The sequence below is a fragment of the Brevundimonas vesicularis genome (assembly GCF_014204545.1).
Taxonomy (GTDB): Bacteria; Pseudomonadota; Alphaproteobacteria; order Caulobacterales; family Caulobacteraceae; genus Brevundimonas; species Brevundimonas vesicularis_B.
The window spans coordinates 187,015-210,367 of record NZ_JACHLJ010000001.1; the positions used below are offsets into that span (position 1 = coordinate 187,015).

24 protein-coding genes are annotated in these 23,353 nt (G+C 68.0%); 14 read left to right on the forward strand and 10 right to left on the reverse strand.

Annotation, left to right across the window (positions count from 1 at the left end; translation table 11 throughout):
* Nucleotides 1–2: 2 nt before the first annotated feature.
* Entirely contained in the window at nt 3–2,432 is a 2,430-nt protein-coding gene (locus HNP47_RS00905; RefSeq protein WP_184277623.1) for a PAS domain-containing protein, read from the reverse strand.
* 112 nt (nt 2,433–2,544) lie between these two features.
* On the opposite strand from HNP47_RS00905, the gene HNP47_RS00910 reads away from it, so the two are divergent.
* Entirely contained in the window at nt 2,545–3,084 is a 540-nt protein-coding gene (locus HNP47_RS00910; RefSeq protein ID WP_184277625.1) for a hypothetical protein, read from the forward strand.
* A 3-nt stretch (nt 3,085–3,087) separates the two neighbouring features.
* Here the strand turns inward: HNP47_RS00910 and tgt are convergent, their stop codons facing one another.
* From tgt to HNP47_RS00925, 3 genes are all read right to left on the reverse strand, one after another.
* Nucleotides 3,088–4,200, reverse strand: coding sequence for a tRNA guanosine(34) transglycosylase Tgt (tgt, locus tag HNP47_RS00915; RefSeq protein WP_184277627.1), 1,113 nt, complete (start codon nt 4,198–4,200; stop codon nt 3,088–3,090).
* Nucleotides 4,201–4,674 carry a hypothetical protein gene (locus tag HNP47_RS00920; RefSeq protein ID WP_161638665.1) on the reverse strand — a complete coding sequence of 158 codons (474 nt, stop codon included), beginning with the start codon at nt 4,672–4,674 and terminating at the stop codon, nt 4,201–4,203.
* 63 nt (nt 4,675–4,737) lie between these two features.
* Nucleotides 4,738–5,496, reverse strand: coding sequence for a tRNA1(Val) (adenine(37)-N6)-methyltransferase (locus HNP47_RS00925; RefSeq protein WP_184277629.1), 759 nt, complete (start codon nt 5,494–5,496; stop codon nt 4,738–4,740).
* A gap of 198 nt (nt 5,497–5,694) precedes the next feature.
* Between HNP47_RS00925 and HNP47_RS00930 the strand changes: the two genes are divergently transcribed.
* The 4 genes from HNP47_RS00930 to HNP47_RS00940 all read left to right on the forward strand — a co-directional run bounded on the left by HNP47_RS00930 (nt 5,695) and on the right by HNP47_RS00940 (nt 8,604).
* Nucleotides 5,695–6,636: a polyprenyl synthetase family protein gene (locus tag HNP47_RS00930; RefSeq protein WP_260394661.1), complete on the forward strand. Its 942-nt coding sequence runs from the start codon at nt 5,695–5,697 to the stop codon at nt 6,634–6,636.
* Nucleotides 6,633–7,268: a squalene/phytoene synthase family protein gene (locus tag HNP47_RS00935; RefSeq protein ID WP_184277633.1), complete on the forward strand. Its 636-nt coding sequence runs from the start codon at nt 6,633–6,635 to the stop codon at nt 7,266–7,268. The genes HNP47_RS00930 and HNP47_RS00935 overlap by 4 nt, the downstream gene beginning before the upstream one ends.
* A gap of 131 nt (nt 7,269–7,399) precedes the next feature.
* Nucleotides 7,400–7,759, forward strand: a complete 360-nt coding sequence (locus HNP47_RS16155; RefSeq protein WP_221414877.1) for a hypothetical protein — start codon at nt 7,400–7,402, stop codon at nt 7,757–7,759.
* Nucleotides 7,744–8,604 (forward strand): MFS transporter, encoded by an 861-nt coding sequence (locus HNP47_RS00940; RefSeq protein WP_221414878.1) that lies wholly within the window; start codon nt 7,744–7,746, stop codon nt 8,602–8,604. The genes HNP47_RS16155 and HNP47_RS00940 overlap by 16 nt, the downstream gene beginning before the upstream one ends.
* Nucleotides 8,605–8,623: 19 nt before the next feature.
* Here the strand turns inward: HNP47_RS00940 and trmFO are convergent, their stop codons facing one another.
* Nucleotides 8,624–10,018 carry a methylenetetrahydrofolate--tRNA-(uracil(54)-C(5))-methyltransferase (FADH(2)-oxidizing) TrmFO gene (gene trmFO, locus HNP47_RS00945; protein WP_184277635.1) on the reverse strand — a complete coding sequence of 465 codons (1,395 nt, stop codon included), beginning with the start codon at nt 10,016–10,018 and terminating at the stop codon, nt 8,624–8,626.
* Between the two features lie 76 nt (nt 10,019–10,094).
* On the opposite strand from trmFO, the gene HNP47_RS00950 reads away from it, so the two are divergent.
* The gene (locus HNP47_RS00950) at nt 10,095–10,874 is read left to right on the forward strand and encodes a hypothetical protein (protein WP_184277637.1); all 780 of its coding nucleotides are present in this window, start codon (nt 10,095–10,097) and stop codon (nt 10,872–10,874) included.
* Between the two features lie 20 nt (nt 10,875–10,894).
* On the opposite strand, the gene HNP47_RS00955 is transcribed toward HNP47_RS00950, so the two are convergent.
* On the reverse strand, nt 10,895–11,551 hold the full coding sequence (locus HNP47_RS00955) for a 3-oxoacid CoA-transferase subunit B (protein ID WP_184277639.1): 657 nt from the start codon (nt 11,549–11,551) through the stop codon (nt 10,895–10,897).
* 2 nt (nt 11,552–11,553) lie between these two features.
* The gene (locus tag HNP47_RS00960; RefSeq protein WP_017504088.1) at nt 11,554–12,279 is read right to left on the reverse strand and encodes a CoA transferase subunit A; all 726 of its coding nucleotides are present in this window, start codon (nt 12,277–12,279) and stop codon (nt 11,554–11,556) included.
* A gap of 332 nt (nt 12,280–12,611) precedes the next feature.
* Here HNP47_RS00960 and HNP47_RS00965 point away from each other — a divergent pair, with 332 nt between their 5' ends.
* From HNP47_RS00965 to HNP47_RS00995, 7 genes are all read left to right on the forward strand, one after another.
* Nucleotides 12,612–13,637 carry a cyclopropane-fatty-acyl-phospholipid synthase family protein gene (locus tag HNP47_RS00965; protein WP_184277641.1) on the forward strand — a complete coding sequence of 342 codons (1,026 nt, stop codon included), beginning with the start codon at nt 12,612–12,614 and terminating at the stop codon, nt 13,635–13,637.
* Nucleotides 13,638–13,648: 11 nt separating this feature from the next.
* Nucleotides 13,649–14,062 carry a DUF2177 family protein gene (locus HNP47_RS00970; RefSeq protein ID WP_184277643.1) on the forward strand — a complete coding sequence of 138 codons (414 nt, stop codon included), beginning with the start codon at nt 13,649–13,651 and terminating at the stop codon, nt 14,060–14,062.
* Between the two features lie 104 nt (nt 14,063–14,166).
* The gene (locus HNP47_RS00975; RefSeq protein ID WP_184277645.1) at nt 14,167–15,417 is read left to right on the forward strand and encodes an oligosaccharide flippase family protein; all 1,251 of its coding nucleotides are present in this window, start codon (nt 14,167–14,169) and stop codon (nt 15,415–15,417) included.
* Nucleotides 15,401–16,549: a UDP-galactopyranose mutase gene (gene glf / locus HNP47_RS00980; RefSeq protein WP_184277647.1), complete on the forward strand. Its 1,149-nt coding sequence runs from the start codon at nt 15,401–15,403 to the stop codon at nt 16,547–16,549. Before HNP47_RS00975 ends, glf begins: the two co-directional genes overlap by 17 nt.
* Nucleotides 16,546–17,460, forward strand: coding sequence for a glycosyltransferase (locus HNP47_RS00985; protein ID WP_184277649.1), 915 nt, complete (start codon nt 16,546–16,548; stop codon nt 17,458–17,460). Before glf ends, HNP47_RS00985 begins: the two co-directional genes overlap by 4 nt.
* On the forward strand, nt 17,445–18,683 hold the full coding sequence (locus tag HNP47_RS00990) for an O-antigen ligase (protein ID WP_184277651.1): 1,239 nt from the start codon (nt 17,445–17,447) through the stop codon (nt 18,681–18,683). The genes HNP47_RS00985 and HNP47_RS00990 overlap by 16 nt, the downstream gene beginning before the upstream one ends.
* Nucleotides 18,659–19,891: a glycosyltransferase family 4 protein gene (locus HNP47_RS00995; protein WP_184277653.1), complete on the forward strand. Its 1,233-nt coding sequence runs from the start codon at nt 18,659–18,661 to the stop codon at nt 19,889–19,891. The genes HNP47_RS00990 and HNP47_RS00995 overlap by 25 nt, the downstream gene beginning before the upstream one ends.
* Here the strand turns inward: HNP47_RS00995 and HNP47_RS01000 are convergent.
* The 3 genes from HNP47_RS01000 to HNP47_RS01010 form a co-directional block, all read right to left on the reverse strand.
* Nucleotides 19,837–20,892 (reverse strand): glycosyltransferase family 1 protein, encoded by a 1,056-nt coding sequence (locus HNP47_RS01000; protein WP_221414879.1) that lies wholly within the window; start codon nt 20,890–20,892, stop codon nt 19,837–19,839. The genes HNP47_RS00995 and HNP47_RS01000 overlap by 55 nt on opposite strands.
* Nucleotides 20,885–21,976 (reverse strand): glycosyltransferase family 4 protein, encoded by a 1,092-nt coding sequence (locus tag HNP47_RS01005; RefSeq protein ID WP_184277655.1) that lies wholly within the window; start codon nt 21,974–21,976, stop codon nt 20,885–20,887. The genes HNP47_RS01000 and HNP47_RS01005 overlap by 8 nt, the downstream gene beginning before the upstream one ends.
* Before the next feature lie 128 nt (nt 21,977–22,104).
* A complete protein-coding gene (locus tag HNP47_RS01010) occupies nt 22,105–22,566 on the reverse strand; it encodes a peptidylprolyl isomerase (protein ID WP_017504078.1) in 462 nt (153 codons plus the stop codon).
* 72 nt (nt 22,567–22,638) lie between these two features.
* On the opposite strand from HNP47_RS01010, the gene HNP47_RS01015 reads away from it, so the two are divergent.
* A complete protein-coding gene (locus tag HNP47_RS01015; RefSeq protein WP_055753232.1) occupies nt 22,639–23,349 on the forward strand; it encodes an RlmE family RNA methyltransferase in 711 nt (236 codons plus the stop codon).
* Nucleotides 23,350–23,353: the final 4 nt, after the last annotated feature.

The following is a 23,353-nucleotide window of genomic DNA, read 5'->3' on the forward strand; positions in this document are numbered from 1 at the left end:
CTTCAGTGGGTCGCGAAACGACCGGGCGCTGTCGTATCCGCCGCGATCGGAGCGTTCGATTTGTCGAGATACTTCGACAGGGTAGCGACCAGGGCGGGCAGTTGCAGCGGCTTGGCCAGATGATCGTCCATGCCGGCGTCTCGGCACAGCTGGATCTGGTCCGGCCGAACATTGGCGGACAGGGCGATGATCGGCAGTCGGCGTCCGCCGCCCTGCTCGAGGCGGCGAATCTCGCGCGTGGCCGTCAGGCCGTCCATGACCGGCATCTGCATATCCATCAGCACGAGGTCGTAGACTTCGGACTGCACCGCATGCACCGCCTCGGCTCCATCGCTGGCGGTGGCGACCTCCAGTCCCATGCCGACAAGGATGACGCTGATCAGTTCTCGGTTCGCCGGTGCGTCGTCGGCGATCAACACGCGGCCCTCGGGCATGACGCTGAGGCGCGGCCCCTCGGCTTTCAACCCGCCTTCTGCAATGTGCAGGGGGACGGTCACCTTGAAGGTCGATCCCAGGCCGGGCTGGCTGGTGACGACGATATCGCCGTCCATCGCTCGCGCCAGCCGTCGAGAGATCGCCAGCCCCAGGCCGGTGCCGCCATAAAGCCGGGTCGTCGACCGATCCGCCTGCGCGAAACGCTCGAACAGATGGGCCTGGGTCTGAGCGCTCATGCCGATGCCCGTATCGGTGACCTCGGCCTTCAGACGCCATGCGCCGTTCGCCTCCAAGGCGCCGCCGACCGACAGGCTGACCGAGCCCTGGCTGGTGAATTTCACGGCATTGCCCAGCAGGTTCAGCAGGATCTGTCGAAGACGGGCCGGGTCCCCCATCAGGCAGTCAGGCATGTTCGGCGCCAGGTTGACGTGCAGCACCAGACCCTTGGCCAGACACTGGGCTTCCATCATCTGGACCGTCTCGTGCGCCAGGGCGGCCGGGTCGAAAGGCTGGGGCTCCAGCTCGATCATGCCGGCTTCGAGCTTGGAATAGTCCAGCACGTCGTTGATGACCGACAGCAGGGCCTCGCTGGCCGTGGCGATGCGCGCGACATAGCCCTTCTCGGCTTCGGGCAAGGCCTCGCTGGCCTTCAGCAGGTTTGAAAAACCGATGACGCTGGTCAGGGGCGTGCGCAGTTCATGGCTCATGTTCGCCAGGAACTCGCTCTTGGCCGCCGCAGCCGCCTCGGCTCGGTCGCGCGCGGTGACCAATTCGTCGGCCAGGATCTTGCGATCCGTCATGTCACGGATCACCACCACCACCTCCGACGGCTTGCCCGCTTCGGCGTCCAGGGCGCGGAAGGTGCATTCGACCCAGACGATCGAACCGTCGCGATGAAGGGCGCGGTGCTCCAGCCGGCACGGCTCCTTGGTGTGGATGGTGCCCAGCACGGCCCGGGTCACCATTTCCCGATCATCAGGATGGACATAGTCCATGGGCCGACCGTTCATCTCTTCGGTGGTCCAGCCGAGCAGGCTTTCGATCGCCGGCGAGATGTATTTGCTGGTGCCGTCCGGGCGAACGCGGGTGATCACGTCGCCCACATTTTCGGCTAACAGCCGATAGCGCGCCTCGTCACGCTGAGCTCGGGCGATCTGGGCCTGTTGGTCGGTGATGTCCTGAAACACGCCGTAAAGGATCTTTACGACCCCTGCGTCGTCACGTTCGGTGCGCGCCTGGGTCAGAACCGCGCGCTCCTCGCCATCGGCGCGGATCAGCCGAAGACGTCTTTCGAAACCGTCGCCGGTTTCGGTCGAGTGAGCGATCGCCGCCAACAGACCGGGCCTGTCATCGGGATGATAGCGGTCGACGGCTGAATCGACCTGCGGATCGAAGGTCGCACGATCCAGACCATGGATGCGGAACACCTCGTTAGACCAATGAACCCTGCCGGTGGCCAGCTCCAACCGCCAATGACCGACGCCGGCCATGTTTTCGACCAGTTCTAGCGTGCCGTGGCGTTCATCGCTAACGCGGCCGATTTCCAACGCAGCGATGATGTCTTCGGCCATGGCGCCCAGCGTGCGCAGCGTCGCAATCTGGGAGTCGGAGGGGTGAGGGCGGGGCTGGCGATCCATGACGCCGAAGGCGCCCAGCGGCTGACCGTCGGGCGCGCAGATTGTTACGCCGGCGTAGAAACGCAGATTATAGGGCGCCGCCACCAGAAAATGATTGCGCGCGACCGGATCCGCCAGGCCGTTTTCGACCACGAGGACGGCGCCCTTGCCCTGGCGCAGCAGACGATCGCCGAGGGTGCGCTCGCGGGGCAGCCGCTGGACCACTTCGCGGTCGGTGCACCACAGGACGGCGTTGTCGCCGCTGACTAAGGTGACTACCGCAGCGGGCGCATCAAAAACCGTGCAGGCCAGTTCCGTAAGGCGTTGGAACGGTCCGGCAGGGGCGTCCAGGGCTTCCAGGCTCTTGGCGATGTAAGGCACGACCGAACTCCAAAGACCGGTCAAAGTGACATGAAATCAGAGAATCCTTCGTTACCGAGCGCTTCCGCCGCTACGCTTTGATCGCCAGCCCAGGCGTGGTCTAAGCCGTCCCATGAAACGCCTTCTTCTCGCGGTCAGCCTTGTTGCGCTCTCCGGTTGCAACGCCGGTCGGTCGGCGATTGGCGGCGCCGAACAGGTCGGGGCGGGCTTTGCGGCGGCGGCGACGGCTCCGCTGGAAGACTTCAACCTTCGTCGTCAGATGATCCCGACGGTCCTGCTTCAAGCCGAAGCCAATCCCTACGACCTGCGCAACCTGAATCAGTGCACGACCATCGGCGCAGAGGTCGCAAGGTTGGACGAGGCGCTGGGGCCCGACACCGACGAACCGCTGCGTCAGGACGGCTCCTATCTCAGCGAGCGGGCGGCCGATGCAGCCGCCAAGGCGGCGTTGAACGCCATTCGCGACACGACGACCGACTTTATTCCGGGCCGAAACTGGATCCGTCGATTGAGCGGCGCCGAACAGCATTCAAAGCACGTTCAGTCGGCCATCCAATCCGGCCGGATGCGCCGCGCCTTCCTGAAGGGCATGGGCATGCAGCGGAACTGCGCGCCGCCGGCGGCGCCCAGCTGGTTCAGACCGCACCCCTAGGCGTCAGCCGTTTAACGTGTGGCGCGCGTGGAAGTCGCGCCTGAACTGTTCGAACCGGCCCTCGGAAATCGCCATACGCATGGTCGCCGTCAGCGCCTGATAAAAGGCGATGTTGTGCCAGCTCAGCAGCACCTTCCCCAAGATTTCGTCGGCGCGGATCAGGTGGTGCAGGTAGGCCTTCGAATACTGCGCCGACGGGCCGTCGATGGTCGGGTCCAGCGGGTCCTGATCCTCGGCGAACCGGGCGTTCTTCAGGTTCAGGGGTCCGTCCCACGTCCAGGCCTGACCGTGACGGCCGGCGCGGGTCGGCAGGACGCAGTCGAACATGTCCACGCCGCGATACACCGCCTCGACCAGGTCGATCGGCTTGCCCACGCCCATCAGATAACGCGGACGGTCGACCGGCAGCATTTCGGGCGCATAGTCCAGAACCTCGCACATGGCCTGGTGGCCTTCGCCGACCGCCAGACCGCCGATGGCGTAGCCGTCGAAGCCGATCTCTTGCAACTGCTCCGACGATTGGCGGCGCAGGTCCTCGAAAGTAGACCCCTGCTGGATGCCGAACAGGGCCTGGTTTTCACGCTCGCCGAAACGGGCCTTGGACCGCGCGCCCCAGCGGATCGACAGCTCCATGGCCTTTCTGGCCGCATCCTTTTCGGCCGGATACGCGACGCACTGGTCCAGCTGCATCGAGATGTCGGCGCCGATCCGGTCGGCCTGAATTTCGATCGAGCGTTCGGGGGTCAGAACGTGTTTGGAGCCGTCGATATGGCTGGAGAAGGTTACGGCCTCCTCCTTGACCTTGGAGATGCCGGCCAGGGACATGACCTGGAACCCGCCGCTGTCGGTCAGAATCGGCTTGTCCCAGCCCATGAACGTGTGAAGCCCGCCCAGACGCTCCATCCGCTCGGGCCCAGGCCGCAGCATCAGGTGATAGGTGTTGCCCAGCAGGATGTCGGCGCCGGTCGCCTTGACCTGATCCACCGTCATCGCCTTGACCGTGGCGGCGGTGCCGACCGGCATGAAGGCGGGGGTGCGGATGTCGCCGCGCGCGGTCTTCAGCACCCCGGTGCGGGCGCGGCCCTCGGTGGCGGAAATCTGGAAGGGGAAAGGCATTCAGGCGATCAGTCGTTCAAGCTGTTCGACGCGCGCCAGATCCTTGGGGCGGCCGAATAGGCGATACAGGGCGATGTGGTCACGGATGTCCGGGACGAACAGGGGCGTGTCCTCGACGAAGACGCGGCGGCGCGAGCCGAAGGCGACCGGGGTCCAGTCGCCGCCGTCGCGGGTCTCCAGATCAGCCATGACCTCGACCAGGATCGGCTGGTCCGGCGCGCGCCCGAAGACGGCGGAGCGGAACAGACCTTCGCCCGGATCGGGTATCACCACGCCGCCCAGCGCGCCCAGCAGGCTGCGCGCATCCCGCGGCGCGCACAGCACGTCGATGTCGGGCACATGGATGTCGGTCAGGCCATAGAGCGCCATGGCCGCTCCGCCGAAGATCCACCACGGCTCGCGCAGGTCGCGCGCGGCCTCGCCGACGGCGATCAGGCCGTCTTGAAGATCATGCGGAAGGTCGTCGGGTGACACGGGGCGGGCTCTATTTCGTCAGGAGGCGGCATTTAGGCGTTCCGGTCGCGATTGACCACCCGATCACCATCCCAGCGACGCCTCGCCGCGCAGGATGGCCTCGGCCTGAGGGGTGTGCTTGCCGCCCTCGCGGTCGTGCAGGATCAGCGGCGGCAACAGCCGCAGCGGCGCGCGCCCGGTTTTGATGGCGTGCACCAGAACCCGCTTGGCCGGCTCGTCCGCGAAGGGATGGATGGGCCGCACGGCGAACGACCCCGCCTTTTCGCCCAACAGAGCCAGCAGATCGGCCAACCGGTCGGCGCGGTGAACGACCACGATGCGTCCGCCTTCCTTCACCGCCTTCAACAGGAAATCGGTCCACGCCTTCAGCCCATCGTCGGCCATCCAGGCGCCCCGCTTGCCCTCGGCTGGGGCGCGCAACGCCGTGGCGTCATCGAAGAAGGGGGGATTGGATATGGCCCAGTCGGCCGGCTCCAAGCGCAGGGCCCGAAACCCGGCCGCCACGTCGCCCTGACGAATCACGGCGGATCCGGCTGCGCCGTTCAGCGCCGCATTCTCGGTCGCCAGCGCCGCCATCGCCGGATCGCGCTCCAGTCCCGTCAGGGTCACGCCGGGCCGTCGCGACGCGATCTGCATCAGGACCGCGCCCGCCCCACAGCCCGCCTCGATCACGCTCTGACCCGCCTCGGCCGGGACCGCCGCCGCCAGCAAAGCTGCATCCATCCCGGCGCGATAGCCGCGCGCGGGTTGACGCAAGCGCACCCGGCCGTTCAACAGGCCGTTCTCGACGATCGTCGTCGGCAGGGTTTCGACCGGCTCCAAGCCTCAATCTCCTTGACCCTCAAGGGGTCGAACATCATTGTGCGCCGCAACTCGCGGGGGCAAGCCGGCCCGGCCGCAAAAAGCCATTCCCGCGGCCCGCCGCGCCAGTGAAAGAGTATTCGTTTGGACGTCGCCATCGCCGCCGCTCACCGCCCGAAGGGGGACGTCAACGCCCTTGTCCGGCTGGCTGAGGTCGATATGGCGGCTGTGGACGCCCTAATCCTGGATCGGATGCAGTCGGACGTGCCGATCATCCCGAAACTGGCTGAGCATCTCGTGTCGGCCGGCGGAAAGCGTCTGCGCCCCCTGATGACCGTCGCCGCCGCGCGCGCCGTGGGCGCGACGGACGACATCGTAGCGCCGCGCAAGTTGGCCGCTGCGGTCGAGTTCATTCACACCGCCACTCTCCTGCATGACGACATCGTCGATGCGTCCGAACTGCGTCGCGGCAAGGTCGCGGCCCACCTGATCTGGGGCGCCCCGACCAGCGTCCTGGTCGGCGACTTCCTGTTCGCCCGCGCCTTCGAACTGATGGTCGAGACAGATTCGATGCGCGCCCTGGGCATTCTGGCCGAGGCTTCGCGGGTCATCTCCGAGGGCGAGGTGCTCCAGCTGACGCGCGCCCACGACCTTAATCTGGACCAGGCCACCTATCTGCAGATCATCTCGGCCAAGACCGCCGAACTGTTCGCCGCCGCCGCCGAGGCGGGCGCTGTGGGCGCCGGCGGCGATCCGGCCGCGACCAAGGCTTTGCGCGACTACGGCATGGCCCTGGGCATCGCCTTCCAGCTGGCCGACGACGCGCTGGATTACGGTGCGACTGCCGAGGCCCTGGGCAAGAACGCCGGCGACGACTTCAACGAGGGCAAGGCGACCCTGCCGCTGCTGCTGGCCGTCGCCCGCACCAAGGGCCGTGAAGAGGCCTTCTGGGAGCGCACCGTGACCAAGGGCGAGCGCACGCCCGAAGACTTCACCCGCGCCCGCGAACTGATCATCGGTTCGGGCGCCATCGGCGCGACGCTGGACCTGGCCGGCGACTATGCCGATCAGGCCAAGGCGGCCCTGTCGGTTCTGCCGTCCAGCGACTGGCGCACGGCTTTGGAAGACCTCGCCGATTTCGCGGTGTCGCGCGCAGCTTGACCGAGGCTGCGGATACCCTCGACCAACAGGTCCGCACCGCCGACCTCGACCGCTGGCTGTCCAGCCGCCTGGTCGCGGATGTGCGCGCCCGCGCCGACCTGATCGCGCTCTACGCCTTCGAGGCCGAGCTGACGACCATCCCCGCGCGCGTGACCCAGCCGCTGCTGGCCGAGATGCGCTACACCTGGTGGGCGGAACAGATGGACGGTGTGTTCGCCGGGGCGCCGCGCAAGGGCCATCCGGTGCTGGAGGCCCTGACCGACCTCGTCGCCCGCCACGGCCTGGATCGCGCCCCGTTCGACGCCCTGATCGAGGCCCATATCGGCCGTGTGCGCGAAGAACCGCACGACCTGGACGCCTTCTACGTCGGGCCGATGCAGGTCGGGGTGCGAATGCTGGCAGGCGAGGGCCACGACACGGCCGTCGCCGACGCGGGCCGTGTCTGGGGACTGGCCCAGACCGGCCGAGCAGAAGAGGCGGCGGCCCTGCGATCCGCCGCCAACACCGCGCTGAAGCGTCTGCCGCCGGTCGGCTTCCCCGCCGTCGCCCACGCCGCCCTGGCCGACCCGAACCGGCCCGAACCGTTGAAGCGGCTGCGCCTGCTGTGGGCCGTTCTGCGCGGCCGGATCTGACCTAGCCGTTCAGGCCGGCGATCAAGCGGGTCAGCAGGGCGTTCAGCGTTTTCTGATCCTCGCGGGACAGGCCGCTCATCGAGATACTTGAGGTCGGGAGACTAGCGTGATTTTCAGTCGGAGCCCCCACCATGACCGCACGATCTGACGCCACGCCCGCGCGCGGCGCGTCGCTGCTGTTGCTGGCGGCCATCGTCGCCCTGGCGCTGAATCTGCGGCCGGCGATGGCGGCGGTGGGCCCGCTGCTGGATCTGATCGAGGGCGCAACGGGCATGGGATCGACCGCCGCCAGCCTGCTGACCACCTTGCCCGTGCTGATGATCGGTCTGGGCGCCTTGTCGATCCGCCCGTTGCGTCGGCGGTTGGGCGAGCGGCGCGGGATCTTGCTAGGCGCGCTTCTGATCGGCGGGGCCTGCCTGTTGCGGGTGGTGTTGACCGGTGCGACCGGCCTGATGCCAGCGCAGTGGTCGTCGGTGTGGGCGTCGCCTTAATCCAGGCCTTGGCGCCGGTCGTCATCAAACGGGCCTTTCCGGCGCAGTTCGGCACGGTCATGGCGCTCTACACCACCGGCATCATGGGCGGCGCCGCCGTCGCGGCGGCCACGGCGGCCGGTCTCGCCGAGACGATCGGCTGGGCCGGGACGCTGGCGCTGTGGAGCGCGCCGGCCTTTGTCGCCGCATTGGTCTGGCTGGCGGCGTCACGCGACCCTGCGGCTGAGGAGCCGAACCGCGCCGCGGTGGTCGAGGCGACGGACCCGGAGCTGCCCTTCTGGCGCCAGGGGCGGGCGTGGCGGCTGATCCTGATCATGGGCCTGGGGACCTCGGCCTATACATTGATGCTGGCCTGGCTGCCGCCCTTCTACATCGACCTGGGTGAGCCGAGGGCGACGGCCGGCTATCTGCTCAGCGGCATGACGGCTGCGGAGGTGACGGCCGGCCTGCTGGTGTCATTGACTATCGGGCGCTTTCCGGATCGGCGCGGACCGATCTTGACGGCGCTGATGCTGGCCTTGGCCGGTTTGGCCGGGCTCGTGGTCGCGCCCCTCGGCATGGCCGTGCCGATCGTGATCGTCCTGGGCCTCGGCATTGGCGCGATTTTCCCGCTCAGCCTGATCCTTGCGATGGACCAGATCGACGATCCCGGCCGCTCCGGCGATCTGCTCGCCTTCGTCCAGGGGGGCGGCTACATCATCGCCAGCCTTTCACCGTTGGGCGCCGGCCTGCTGCGCGACCACATGGCCGACCTGACCCAGGCCTGGGTGCTTATGGGCGTGGGCGTCATCCTGCTGGGCGTGATGACGCTGGGGTTCCGGCCGGGTATGCCCAAGCTGCGCTGAGCGGCCCGGCCCTCAGAAATCAGTCCGCGTCGCGCCAGGTCTTCAAGCTTTCCATCGCCCGGATGCTCATCAGGCGCTTCTTGGCCCGGCCGCGTTCCTTCAGCGGAATCTTGACGCCCGCCTCATCGACCTTGGGCGCCTCGAGCGGCGGCAGCAGGCCATAGTTGATGTTCATCGGCTGGAACTTGGATCCTGCCAGATGCCCGCCGGTGATGTGCTCGACCAGGGCTCCCATGGCGGTCTCGGGCGGCGGCGGGGCCAGGTCACGACCCAGCGCTTGCGCGGCGGCCAGGCGGCCGGTCAGCAGGCCCATGGCCGCGCTTTCGACATAGCCCTCTACCCCTGTCACCTGGCCGGCGAAGCGCAGGCGCGGCATGGCCTTCAGCCGCAGCTGCGTGTCCAGCAGTTGGGGACTGTTCAGATAGGTGTTGCGGTGCAGACCGCCCAGCCGCGCGAACTGGGCGTTCTGAAGCCCCGGTATCATGCGGAAGACCTCGGCCTGCGCGCCATGCTTCAGCTTGGTCTGGAAGCCGACCATGTTGAACAGGGTGCCCAGCGCATTGTCCTGGCGCAGCTGGACGATGGCGTAGGCCTTGACCAGCGGGTCGCGCGGGTTGGTCAGGCCGACCGGCTTCATCGGGCCGTGACGCAGGGTCTCGCGACCCCGTTCGGCCATGACCTCGATGGGCAGGCAGCCGTCGAAATAGGGGACGTGTTCCCAGTCCTTGAACTCGGCCTTCGGGCCACTCAGCAGGGCGTCGATAAAGGCCTCGTACTGGGCCTTGTCCATCGGGCAGTTGACGTAGGCGGCGGCGTCGCCGCCCGGACCTTCCTTGTCATAACGCGACTGACGCCAGGCGATGTCGAAGTCGATCGAATCAGCGTGAACGATGGGGGCGATGGCGTCGAAGAAGCTCAAGGACTCTTCGCCCGTCGCCTTCAGGATGGCGTCGGCCAGGGCAGGGGAGGTCAGGGGGCCGGTGGCGACGATGACATTGTCCCACTCCTGCGGCGGCAGGCCGGCGATCTCTTCGCGCACGATGGTGACCAAGGGGTGGGCGGTCAGTTTTGCGGTCACCGCTTGGGAGAAGGCGTCGCGGTCCACAGCCAGGGCGCCGCCGGCCGGCACCTGGTTGATGTCGCCGCAGGCCATGATGATCGAATCCAGCGCCCGCATCTCGGCGTGCAGCAGGCCGACCGCATTGAACTGCCAGTCGTCCGAGCGGAAGGAGTTGGAGCAGACCAGCTCGGCCAGGCCATCGGTGTGGTGGGCGTCAGTCTTGACGCCAGGCACGCCGCGCATCTCGTGCAGGACGACGGGCACGCCGGCCTGGGCGATCTGCCAGGCGGCCTCGGAGCCGGCCAGGCCGCCGCCGATGACGTGGATGGGGGAAGGAGAGGGGGAAGCGCTCATCGCGGCCTTCTAGCGGGCGGGTGGCGTGGTGTCATGGCCCCCTGCTATATCCGCCGCCGGTCATCGGGGGCGTAGATTGAGCGAGCATCGGATTTTGCGACTGAGCGAGACGCTGTCGGCGGCGGCCCACGCCCTGCCTCGCCTGTGGCGAGGGGCTTGCGGCGCGATCGTGCTGGCGGCCGTGGTCTGGAGCCTCAAGCCGCTGGCGGCGGGCGCAGCGGGCCTGATCTGGGCGGCGTGCGCTCTGGCGTCGACCCTGGTGCTGGCGGGCGCGCTGGCGCGGATCGCCATCACCGACGATCTGGCCGGGGCGCGACGACTGGGCCTGGGGCCGGTTGGTTTGCAGTTCGGTCGACCGGAGGTGCGGCTGCTGGGCGCGGGCCTGCTATGCGCGATCTTTCTCGCCATGATCCTGTCGGTCGTGGCCCTGGTCCTGTTGGCGGTGTTCGGCATGGCCGAGTTGAACGCCCGGGCTATCGAGATGCGCCAGTGGGCCGCGGTGGGACCGGCGTGGAAGTTGACCCTGCTGGCGGTCGTCACGGCCTTCGCCCTCTTCGCCGTGATCGCCTTCGCGGTGCGCCTGTCCCTGTTCGCGCCGGCGACGATCGGGCGCGGACAGATGGTGTCGCTGCAGAGCATGAGCATTGCGCGCGGCGGCTTCTGGCCCCTGCTGGTCGGACTTGTCGTTACGGCGGCGCCGAAGATCGCGCTGGTGTTGCTGTGGGGCGCGGGGCTGCTATCGGGGACGGCGGGCTGGATCGTCTTCGCCGTCGTGCTGACGGGCTTTCAGGCTCCGCTGACGATGGCCTTTGTGAGCGCCGCCTATCGCCGGCTGGAGCCCGCGCCGCCCCGGTAAGCCGAGGCGACGCAGGGCAATCAGGCGGCCTGCAAGCCCGGTGCGACGCTGTATGCCGCCTCGGTCTTGGCGGCGACTTCGTCGAGGGTGACGCCGTCGGCCAGTTCGATCAGCTCGAGGCCCGCGCCGTCCGACTTGACGTCGAAGGTGGCCAGGTCGGTGATGATGCGGCTGACGACGCCGGTGCCGGTCAGAGGCAAGGTGCAGGCTTTCAGCACCTTGGACTGGCCGTGCTTGTTGGCGTGCTCCATGACGACGACGACGCGCTTCACGCCCGCGACCAGGTCCATGGCGCCGCCCATGCCCTTCACCAGCTTGCCGGGGATCATCCAGTTGGCGATGTCGCCGTTCTGGGCCACTTCCATCGCGCCCAGGATGGACAGGTTGATGTGGCCGCCGCGGATCATGGCGAAGCTGTCGGCGCTGGAGAAGTAGGACGACTCCGGGATCTCGGTGATCGTCTGTTTCCCGGCGTTGATCAGGTCGGGATCCTCGTCGCCGTCATAGGGGAAGGGCCCCATGCCCAACATGCCGTTCTCGGATTGCAGGGTCACGGTCATGCCGGCGGGGATGTAGTTGGCGACCAGAGTCGGGATGCCGATGCCCAGGTTCACATAAAAGCCGTCCTGCAGTTCCTGGGCGGCGCGTTTGGCGAGTTGTTCGCGGGTGCGGGGCATGATCAGACCTCCGATCCGGCGGCGGCGCCGGCGGCACGTTGACGGACGGTGCGCTGCTCGATGCGCTTTTCGGAAACGGTCTGGACCAGGCGGTCGACATAGACGCCGGGCGTGTGGATGTGGTCGGGATCGAGCGAGCCGACGGGGACGATCTCCTCGACCTCGACGACCGTGACCTTGCCGGCCGTGGCCATCATGGGGTTGAAGTTGCGGGCCGTCTTGCGGAACACCAGGTTGCCGCGCTCGTCGGCCTTCCAGGCCTTGACGATGGACAGGTCGGCGACCAGGCCCGTTTCCATGACGTAGTCACGGCCGTTGAAGTTGCGAACCTCCTTGCCCTCGGCGACCAGGGTGCCGACGCCAGTGGCGGTGAAGAAGGCGGGAATGCCCGCCCCGCCGGCGCGGATGCGCTCGGCCAGGGTGCCTTGGGGGTTGAACTCAAGCTCCAGCTCGCCGGCGAGATACTGGCGTTCGAACTCCTTGTTCTCGCCGACGTAGGACGAGATCATCTTGGCGATCTGGCGAGTGCCCAGCAGTTGGCCCAGGCCGAAGCCGTCGACGCCGGCGTTGTTGGAGATGACCGTCAGGCCCTTGACGCCGCTGTCGCGCAGGGCGGCGATCAGGTTCTCGGGGATGCCGCACAGGCCGAAGCCGCCGGACATGACCGTCATGCCGTCGAAGGTCAGGCCCTCCAGCGCGGACGTGACGTCAGCGTAGATCTTTCCCATCGCTCTCCCTTTTTTCACTGCCTGATGAATATCGGCTTTTGACCACGCCTAACGCGGGGGCGGGCGGGGGGCAAGACGCGGCGTCGATCCGACGCGGCGATTTCAGACGGTGAAGACGAAAAACAGAGTCTAATTCGTCTAATTCGTCTGAATCGACGGCGAGCCAGTTTCGAAAAAGAGGGTGCAATTGGTGCACTTTCTTCGGAATCGGTCGGCGCGGGCGACTGATGTCGGCATCCTTGGGATCGGGTTCAAGGGGGCAGGCATCCATCAGGGGCGAGGCGTCGTATTGCAGTCAAGCCTGCAGCAAGATCCGACGATCGAGGACGCCGATGAACCTGACCAATGTCGCCATTCGCCAGCTTCAGGACGCGCCGTTCCCGGACTTCGTGACGCGTCCGGCGATCGACAGCCTGGTGACGGAGGCCAGGAAGCGTCTGGATCGCGACGGGCCGCACGACGAGGCGGCCTTTGCGCGCGAAATGGCCCAGCGCGCCATCGCCGAACATACGGATGCGGCGAACCAGCAGCATTACGAACTGCCGCCCGAGTTTTTCCAGCTGTGCCTGGGCAAGCGGCTGAAATACTCCTGCTGCCTCTATCCCACGGGTCGCGAGACGTTGGATCAGGCGGAGGAGGCGGCGCTGGCCGAGACCTGCGCCCATGCCGATCTGAAGGACGGTCAGACGATTCTGGAAATGGGCTGCGGCTGGGGCTCGCTGTCGCTGTGGATGGCCGAGACCTATCCGAATTCGAAGATCACGGCGGTGTCGAACAGCCACGGCCAGCGCGGCCATATTGAAGCCCAGGCGGCGGCGCGGGGCCTGACCAATCTGACGGTCATCACCCAGGACATGAACGCCTTCGACACCAAGCAGCGGTTCGACCGCATCGTCTCGGTGGAGATGTTCGAGCATATGGCCAACTGGCGCGCCCTGCTGACCAAGGCGAGACGCTGGCTGACGCCGGACGGACGCATGTTCATCCACGTCTTCACGCACCGCAACGCGCCCTATCGGTTCGACCATACCGACAGCGGCGACTTCATCGCCCAGCACTTCTTCACCGGCGGCGTCATGCCCAGCCACGGCCTGATCCGGCAGTTTACCGACCTGTTCGCGGTCGAGCAGGAATGGACCTGGAACGGCGGTCACTATGCGAAGACCGCCAATGACTGGCTGGCGAACATGGACCGGAACGCCCCGCGGATCGCGGTGTTGATGCGTGAGACCTATGGCGACGACGCCAAGCTTTGGACCCGTCGCTGGCGGCGGTTCTACCTGGCGACGGCCGGTCTGTTCGGAAACGACGAGGGCCGCACCTGGGCGGTCAGCCACTATCGATTGAAGCCGGCTTAAGGGAGACGAGGATGATCAAATATGTCGCGGCCTATCTTGGGGCCGGCCTGACCTTTGCTGCCATCGATTTCGTCTGGCTGACGACCATGACCAACCGGCTGTATAAGCCCGTCATCGGGCCGATCATGGCCGACAAGCCGGACATGAAGGCGGCGGTGGCCTTCTATCTGATCTCCATCGCCGGGACGGTGTTCCTGGCGATCGCGCCGGCCCTGAAGGAGGGGAACTGGACGCGGGCGGCGATCAACGGGGCGGTGCTGGGCTTCGTCGCCTACGCCACCTACGACCTGACCAATCAGGCGACGCTGGCGGTATGGCAGACCAAGCTGACGATCATCGACCTGATCTGGGGCACGACCCTGACGATGCTGTCGGCGACCGGCGGCTATTTCGCCGCGCGCTGGGCCGAGGGCCGTCTCGGCTAAACAGCCCGGCTGAGCCCGCGCTTGCGATTGCAGCTGCGCGTGTCTAAAGCTCGCGCCAGGGTTGATCGCGGGGGCGGCAGTTGGGGGATGGCAGGCATCGATTGATGTCGGCGCGCGGCGCGGCCGATGTGGGCTGGGCCTATGGCGCGCACGTCGCCCGCTATGTCTCGCCGCTACTGCTCTATCCGGTTCTGACGCGACGCCTGGGGCTGGAAGGGTTCGGGGTGTTCGCCTCGGCCATCGCCCTGGCCTTGGTCGTGTCGGTGGTCGTGGATTATGGGCAGTCGCTTTCGGGGCCGCGCGACGTCGCCGGAGCCGTCGAAGGGCGCGGCGTCCTGGTCGGTCAGGCCCTGGCGATGCGCGGCGTGCTGATCCTGCCCGCCGCTGCGGTCGGCGTCGGTCTGGCGGCCTTCAATCCAGTTCTGGAAGGGGCGAGCAGCGTCGTGGCCATGGCGGTCGTGCTGGGGATCGGGCAGGGGGCCAGCCTGCTGTGGTTCTTTCAGGGCATTCGCGGTCCCGGTTTGGCAGCGATGCTGGAGGTTGGCTTCGCCTTGGCCGCGACGGGCGTCGTTCTGGCGATGCCCGGTCTGACCGTCGGCGGCGTGATGGCCGTCCAGGCGGGCGGTGTCTGGGCCGGCTTGGTCGCGACCGGCATCCTGTTGTTGCGACGGCAGAGGGTTCAAGCGCCGGAGCGGGGCTTTGTGAGGCGCGCCCTGATCCAGGGCGGTCCACTGTTCGCCAGTCGAGCGGTCATCGTCGCCTATACGGGGGCGGGCGTTCTGGTGGTCGCGGCGCTGGCCGGGCCGGCGCAGGCGGCGCTGTACGGGGCGGCGGACCGGCTGGTCGCGGCGTCCGGATCGCTGATGCGGCCGCTGGCGGGCCTGATTGCGCCCCGGATCGCCGGACTGCTGGGACAGGATCAGGCGGCGGCGTTTCGCACGGCGCGGTGGACGCTGGCCGCCTCGACAGGGGCGTTCATGCTGCTGGCGGCGGGACTGACGCTGGCAGCGCCGCTGCTGATCAGACTGTTGTTCGGGCCGGGGTTTGCGGGGGCCGTCGAGGTGCTGCGTCTTCTGGCCTGGGTGTTGCCGCTGGTGGCCGTCAGCCAGGTGTTGGGGCTGCATCTGATGAACCCGCTGCGGATGGATGGACGGTTCGCGCTGATCGTGGCCCTGGGCTGTGTCGCTACGCTGGGGCCGGCGGTGGTGTTAGCGCCCGGCCTTGGCGCGGTCGGCATGGCGCGCGCGCGGATCATCGGCGAGGGGGCGGTGGTCGCGGCGTGTGTGATCGGGTTGAGGGCGCATTGGGGCGCGCTGTTCCAGACCGGCGGGAGGCGCGATGTCCCGGCGATATGACTGGCTGATCGTCGGCGCCGGTTTCACCGGGGCGGTGGTCGCCGAACGGCTGGCGCGCGGGCTGGACCAGAGCGTGCTGGTGATCGACCGGCGCGACCATGTCGGCGGCAATGCGCACGACCGGCGCGATGTGGGCGGACGGCTGATCCATCCCTATGGCCCGCACGTGTTTCACACCAACAGCGCGCGCATCTTCGACTATCTGAGCCAGTTCACAGCATGGCGGCAATACGCCCATCGGGTCCAGGGGCAGGTGGACGCACAGTTGGTGCCGCTGCCGTTCAATCTGGGTTCGATCGAGACGTTGTTTCCCACAGCGATGGCTGGGCGGATGACGCAGGCCCTGGTCAAGCGGTTTGGTTTCGGGGGGCAGCCCAGCATCCATGACCTGCGACAGGCGGGGGACGATCCGGATCTGAGGCGGTTGGGCGACTATGTCTTCGACAAGGTGTTCGCCGGATACACCGCCAAACAGTGGGGGCTGCCGGTCGAGGCGCTGGACGCCTCGGTCACCGCGCGGGTGCCGATCGCGGTCAGCCGGGACGACCGCTATTTCGTCGACCGCCATCAGGCCATGCCGCGCGACGGCTATGGGGCGCTGTTTGAGCGGATGCTGGACCATCCGAACATCACGGTGTCGCTGAACACGCCGATGGAGCAGGTGGGGGCGGGGGCGTGGGACCGGATGGTCTATTGCGGCGCGCTGGACGACTATTTCGGCCGGTCGATTGGGGGCTTGCCCTATCGCAGCGTGCGGTTCGACCATCAGGTCGTGGATGCCGAGGACGGTCTGCCGGTCGGGACGGTCAACTATCCCAGCGACTTCGACTTCACGCGCATCACCGATTTCCGCCACCTGACCGGCGAGGGCGGGCCGACGACGGCGACGGTGATTGAATATCCGATGGCTTATGAGGCGGGCGTGAACGACCCCTATTATCCGATCCTGACGGAAACGTCGCGCGCGTTGGCGGGGGAGTATCGCGCGATGGCGGCGACGCTGGCGGGGAAGGTGTGGTTCGCCGGGCGGCTGGCCGATTTTCAGTACTACAACATGGACCAGGCGGTCGGGCGGGCGCTGAGCCTGGTCGAGAAATCGCTGGCGCCGGCCATCGCCCGGATGGCGGCATGAGGGCGTCGGTGTGGGCCGTGGTGGTGACGTGGAACCGGCGCGCCCTGCTGGAGCAATGTCTGGCGCATCTGATCGCCCAGACGCGGCATTGCGACGGGGTGGTGGTGGTCGACAACGCCAGCGACGACGGCACCGCCGAGATGCTGGCTGACGCCTGGGCGGGGCAGGCGATGGTGGTGCGGATGCCGATCAACACCGGCGGGGCGGGCGGCTTCAACGCCGGCATCCGCGCGGCGATCGAGGCGGGGGCCGACCGGGTTTGGCTGATGGACGACGACGTGCTGGCGGCGCCGGATGCGCTGGAGGCCTTGCTGGCGGCGGAAGCGGCGCTGGCGGATGAGGGCGTCGTTCCGGCCTTCCTGTGTTCCAGCGTGAGGTCGCCTGAGGGGCATCTGACCAATACGCCCGAGATCGACCGGCGGTGGAATGTCTTGGGCTACCCCGATTGGGGCGAGCGGTTGGAGCAGGGAATGATACCGGTGCGGCAGGCGACGTTCGTGTCGGTTCTGGTCAGCCGGGCGGCGGTGATGCGGCACGGCCTGCCGCTGGCGCCCATGTTCATCTGGGGCGACGATACGGAATATACGCTGCGGCTGTCGCGCGACGAGCCGGGCTATCTGGTCGCGGCCAGCCGCGTCGAGCATGTGCGCGCGGCGCCGGGACGGCTGACCATCGAGACCGAGCCGGATGCGCGGCGCGAGCGGCTGCATCGCTATCTGACGCGCAACGTCATCCTGGCCAAGCGGCGGCACGAGGGACGGCGCTCGGCGCTGCGCTATGCCGCCTCGAGGCTAAGGCTGGCGGGGCGGCTGGCGCTGAGCGGACGCTGGCGAAAGGCCGGGGTGCTGGTCGCGGGCGTGGTGGACGGGGCGCGGTTCGATCCCGAGGTCGAGCATTGCAGGCCGTCCTGAGCGCATCGCGGCGCCGAACGGTGCGCTGGTCGCAGGTGCGCGCGGCCTATGAGCGGCTGGCGTTGGGCTTGCTGGGCCTGGGCGTGACCTTGCCGCTGTTTCTGACGCCGGGGCAGGTCAGCGGGCCGCGGCTGGGCGATCTGGCGCTGATCGTCGCCTTGCCGCTCGCAGGTATGACGTGGCGAGGCATGGCGCCGGTTCTGAGGGTGGCGGGCGTGGTCGCGGCGGGGTTTCTGGCGATGACGCTGCTGGTGCAGGCCGCGCAGGGCGGAGACCGGCTGAACATCGGGGATGCGGCCTTCTGGTTTCGGTGGATCGCCTCGGCGTTGGCGGCGCCGGCTGCGGCGAGCCTGATCCTGAGGGACGAGCGACGGCGGCGGCTGTTCCTCTGGGCCGTGCTGATAGGCGCAGCTTGTCACCTGGCGACCTACGGGCTGGCTATGCAGGTAGGCCTGGAGCCTTTGCAGGCCCTGGGGCTGGCGTCGCCGCGCGCAATGGTGACCACGACGGCCGCTCAGGTGCGTCTGACGACCCTGGCCGAGCATCCGAATGCGGCGATGGCGATGATCGGACTGGCGGTCCCGGCCGGCATGATGGCGGCGGGGCGGCGCTGGGCGCGGCGCGGGACGACGTGGGGCGGCGTCGGCGTGGCGGTTCTGGGGTTCGTCAGCACCCTGTCGCGGGGAGGCATGATGGCTGCGATGCTGGCGGGGCTGGCGAGGATGCTCGTCGGTTGGCGATGGCGCGAGCGGGCTCGACCGCTGGCAATGGTGCTGGCGGTCTGCGTGCTGGCGGCGGGCGTGGCGGCTTTGCAGGCGGGGCGGTCTGACCTCGACGGCGGCCGGTTTGCGGGGCGGTTCGACGGGGCGGCGCTGCGGGACAATCTGGCCGGACGGATGCTGACCTGGCGGCGGACCGTCGATCTGGTCGTGGAGCACCCCATGGGGACGGGGTGGTCGTCGGCGGACGAGATGGGGGCGTTCCGGGCGCTGTCGGTCAGCCACAACGGCTATCTGTTCACGGCGCGGACGGCGGGCGTGGTGAGCGCGCTGGTGCTGCTGGGGCTGCATCTGGCGTCTGCGGTGCGGCTGGACGCGCTGACGCCGCTGTCGGTCTATGTACTGGCGGCGATGTTCGGAGAGGACCTGACGCAGGGGGCGGGGATGGTCTTCCTGTGCTGTCTGGTCGGCGCCCTGGCGTGGCGAAGGCCGCTGGCGCCGTGAGGGTGCTGATCGTCAACACCCTGTATCCGCCGGCGCAGGTCGGCGGGGCGGAACGAAGCGTGGCGCAGTTGGCCCAAGGGTTGACGCGGGCCGGCGTGGAAGCGTCGGTGCTGACGCTGAAGCCGGGGCGCGAAACGGTGAACGAGCGGATCGACGGCGTCCCCGTGCAGCGGCTGCCGCTGCGAAATCTGTACTGGCCCTATGACGGCGCGCGGCGGCCGGCGTTCCGGCAGGCGATCTGGCATGGGCTGGAGGCGGCCAATTCGCTGATGGATGATCAGGTGGATCGCGCGGTCGCGCGGGTGCGGCCGGATCTGATCCACCTGCACCTGACGACGGGGTTTTCGCTGTCGGTCTATCGCGCGGCGACGCGGCGAGACCTGCCGATGGTGCAGACGCTGAGGGACTGGTCGATGCTGTGCGCGCGGGCATCGCTGTTTCGGCGCGGACGGCGATGCGACCGGCGGTGTGGATCGTGCGTGTTGCTGACGGCGGGCAAGCGGGCGCGATCACAGGGGGTGGATCATGTCATCGGCCTGAGCCGGCCGGTACTGGAGACGCATCGGGCGGAAGGGTATTTTCGGCGGACGCCAGGGTCGGTGATCGGCAATGCGGCGGGTGTGGCGGCGATCGCGCCGAAACCATCGCTGGCCGAAGCGCCGACGATGCGGTTCGGGTATCTGGGGCGGATCGAACCGGAAAAGGGGAACGAGGTTCTGCTGGCGGCGACGAGAGGGTTGGCTGGCGACTGGAGGCTGATGATCGGCGGTCGGGGCGAGGCGGACTGCTTGCAGGCCTTGAGGCGGACGTACGATGATCCGCGCATCGTCTGGCTGGGGCAGGTGGAGGCGGAGGCGTTCTGGCCGAGGGTGGATGTGCTGGTCGCGCCGGCGGTGTGGGCCGAGCCGTTCGGACGCAGCGTCGCGGAGGCGGTTCAGCAGGGACGGGGCGTGATCGCCTCACGCATCGGCGGATTGCCGGAGGCGGCGCAGGGCGCAGGCATGTCAGCGCTGGTGGAACCGGGGGATGCGGGTGCGCTCACCGCGGCGATGCAGGCGGCTGTGGACCAGCCGGAGCGCTGGCGTTTTGCGGCGGTCGGTGCGTCGGCCTGGACCGAGGCGTCGATCGTCGAGGCGCACAGGGCCGTCTATCGTCAGGTGCTGAGCAGAAGGTCTTCGATGATTTCGGCCGAGCCGGACCAGGCGTAACGGTCGGCGCGGCGAAGGCCGGCGTCGCGGCGAGCGTCATCCGGTGGGCTGAGCAATTCAGCCATATGGGCAGCCAGGGCTGCGTCGTTCACGGGATCGAAATAGAGGGCGGCGTCGGCGCAGACCTCGCGCGTTGGTGGGATGTCGGAGGCGATGACCGGACAGCCGAGGGTCATCGCCTCCAGCGGCGGGATGCCGAACCCTTCGTACAGACTGGGAAAGACCAGGGCCTGCGCCCCGCCGAGCAGGGCGGCGATTTCGGTGTCCGAGCGACGGCCGGCGAAGATCAGGCGCGGGTCGGCCGGGAAGGCGGAACGGTCGAAGACTGCGCCGGGCCGGTCGCCGATGAGGACCAGCCGAATGGCGGGGTCGGCAAGATGGGACAGGGCTTGGATGGCGACGGCGAGGTTCTTGTTCGGCGTCAGATTACCCAGTGCTACGAAGTAGGGGCGGGTCGTCAGACCGAGGCGTTCGATGACGGCTGGGTCTGGCGTGATGATGCGAAGATGGTCGGCGCTGTTCGGGGCGACAGTGATGCTGTCGGGTGACAGGTTCAGGACCGAGGCCAACTCGCGGCGAGAGAAGTCGGAGACGGTCGCCAGTCGCGCCCGGCGTGCCAGGATCCTGTTCAGGGCGCGGTGGAAGGCGGCGTAGCCTATTCGGAAATGCTCAGGATGACGAAAGACGGCGGCGTCGTGGATGACGACGATCTGCCGCCGGTGCAGCACCGGACCCGAACCCGCTAAGGAAAGCAGCCGACCATGGCGCGCGGTCCAGGCTAGGGCAGTCTGTTCCCAAAGATGGCCACCTGCGCGCCCGATCGTGCGGGTCGGGATGTTGAGCAGGTTCAGGCTATTGGCGCCGGGCGGCGTCAACAGGACGTAGCGGTCGGCGGCGCCGGGGCGCTGGTCCAGGGCGTGCACGATCTGACGCGCATAGCGCTGAACCCCGCTCATCGGCTGGGTCAGGAAGCGGCCGTTGATGAAGACTGGCTTAGCCACCCAGGCGTCGGCGGGCAAAGGCGTCGCGGTAGATCCGAACCGTCTGGTCGGCCATGCGTGTGGCGGACAGCAGGCCCGGCGCGATCGGCAGGGGAACGACGCGGCTGGCCAGCGCGGCGCGCATCGCCTCGGCCAGATGATCGGGCGAGGCGTCGACGGGCAGGCGGTCGATGCGCGCGCCGGTCTGGGTCAGGCGCGCGATCCCGCCGACGTCGGTGCAGACGATGGGCAGGCCTAGGGCGGCCGCCTCAATCATGGCGTAGGAATCGGCCTCGTAACGGCTGGTCATGGCGAACAGATCGAAGCCCGCCATCAGCGGCCCCGCGTCGCGTGCGCCCAGCAGACGGAGTGCGTCGCCGCCGGCGGTCCTGACCGACGGGGCCAGATCGCCATCGCCGATCATGACGCCGATGATGCGCGGATCGATGGCGTTCGCTCGGTGAACGGCCTGAGCGAAACGGACCGGATCTTTCTGGGCGCAAAGCCGGCCGACGAAGCCAACGACCAAAGCGTCTTCGGGAACGCCGAGGGTCTGGCGGGCTGCGAGACGATCGTTGGCGGGCGGAGCGGCCAGGCCGTTGGGGACGATGTGCAAGCGGTTTCCGCCGAGCCCCCAGCGACGGGCGACAGCGGCCTCTTCCTCGGAGATGATGGCGTCGCCGGACCGGGCCAAAAGCGCCTCGGCCGCGCCTGCAACAATCGTCGCCGGGCTGGCCGGGCCCATCATCGGCAGGGCGTGAGGGGTGTAGATCTTGGCGGCGCCGGGCGCGTGGGCCAGGCGGACCAGGGCGCCGGCCTTGGCGCTGTGGCCGTGAACGATCTCGAACGGGCCGAGGCGGGCGATCAGGCGGTTCAGGGCGTGAAGGGCGGCGACGTCCCACGGTCCGACGCGGCGTCGCATAGGCAGGCGTTCATTGGCGTGGAGGGGCAGAGCGGCGACCCCGGCCTCGAACCAGGGCTCGGCGCGGCGCGGCGACCAGATCAGGTACACCTGATGGCCGCTTCCGATCAGGGGGTGGGCCAGATCGACCACATGACGCCCCGAGCCGCCGCCGGACGGCTCGATGACCAGAAGAATGCGCAATGTCGTCCCCCGACGATGGCTCAGCGCTGCAACTGAAAGCCATCATCGAGAAACGTCAAGATTGCGCACATTCTCGTTGCGCGAAATCTAATCCGAGTTGGACGAAGTCCAACTCTGCCGCTTTCGCTTTAGTTGACCGTCGCCTTGACGATCTTGCCGGGGCTGCGCGGCGGCTCGCCCTTGGGCAGGGCGTCGACGTGTTCCATGCCCGATTCGACCTGGCCCCAGACGGTGTACTGGCGATCCAGGAAGGTGGCGTCGTCGAAGACGATGAAGAACTGCGAGTTGGCGCTGTTGGGGTCCGAGGTGCGAGCCATCGAGCAGACGCCGCGCACGTGCGGCTCGGCCGAGAACTCGGCCTTCAGGTTCGGCTTCTTGGAACCCGAGGTGCCGGTGCCGGTCGGATCGCCGCCCTGGGCCATGAAGCCCGGGATCACGCGGTGGAAGACCACGCCGTCGTAGAAGCCTTCCTTGGCCAGCTCGGTGATGCGTTCGACGTGGCCGGGGGCCAGGTCGGGGCGCAGCTTGATGACCACGTCGCGGGCTTCGCCGTCGCCGGTGTCCAGGGTGAAGGTCAGGGTGTCGGCCATGTCGGTCGTCCTCTTTGGGTTGATTTGAGGCGGGACATAGCCCGCAACGCCGGTCGGGGCTATGTGGGAACGATGAGCGAAGACGAAAAGCCCCAGGAACGCCGCCGGATGGTGAAACCGCCCACTGGCGGAACCGCCGCCGGACGCGGCATGGGCACCAAGATGAAGACGGCCGACACCAAGTCGATGTCGAGCCAGCAATGGATCAAACGCCAGCTGTCGGACAAATGGTCCGAAAAAGCGCGGGCCGAGGGCTGGCGCTCGCGCGCGGCGTTCAAGCTGATCGAGATCGACGACAAGTTCCGGCTGATCAAGCGCGGCTCGAAGGTCATCGACCTGGGCGCGGCGCCGGGCGGCTGGGTTCAGGTGGCCTTGAACCGGGGTGCGGGCGCGGTGGCGGGCGTGGACCTGCTGATGATCGCGCCGATCCCGGGTGCGACCCTGCTTCAGGCCGATTTCACCCATCCGGGCGTGGACCAGCAGCTGATCGACGCCATCGGCGGGGCGCCGGACCTGGTGCTGTCGGACATGGCGCACAATACGGTCGGCCATCGCCAGACGGACCATTTGAAGATCATCGCCCTGATCGAGATCGCCGCCGACTTCGCCATCCGCACGTTGCGGCCGGGCGGAAACTTCGTCTCCAAGAACTTCCAGGGCGGGGACGCCGGCGGGGTTCTGGCGCGGCTGCGCGAAGAGTTCGAAACGGTGAAATACGTCAAGCCGGCGTCGAGCCGCAAGGACAGCGCCGAGGTGTTTCTGGTCGCGCTGAACAAGCGCTGACGCG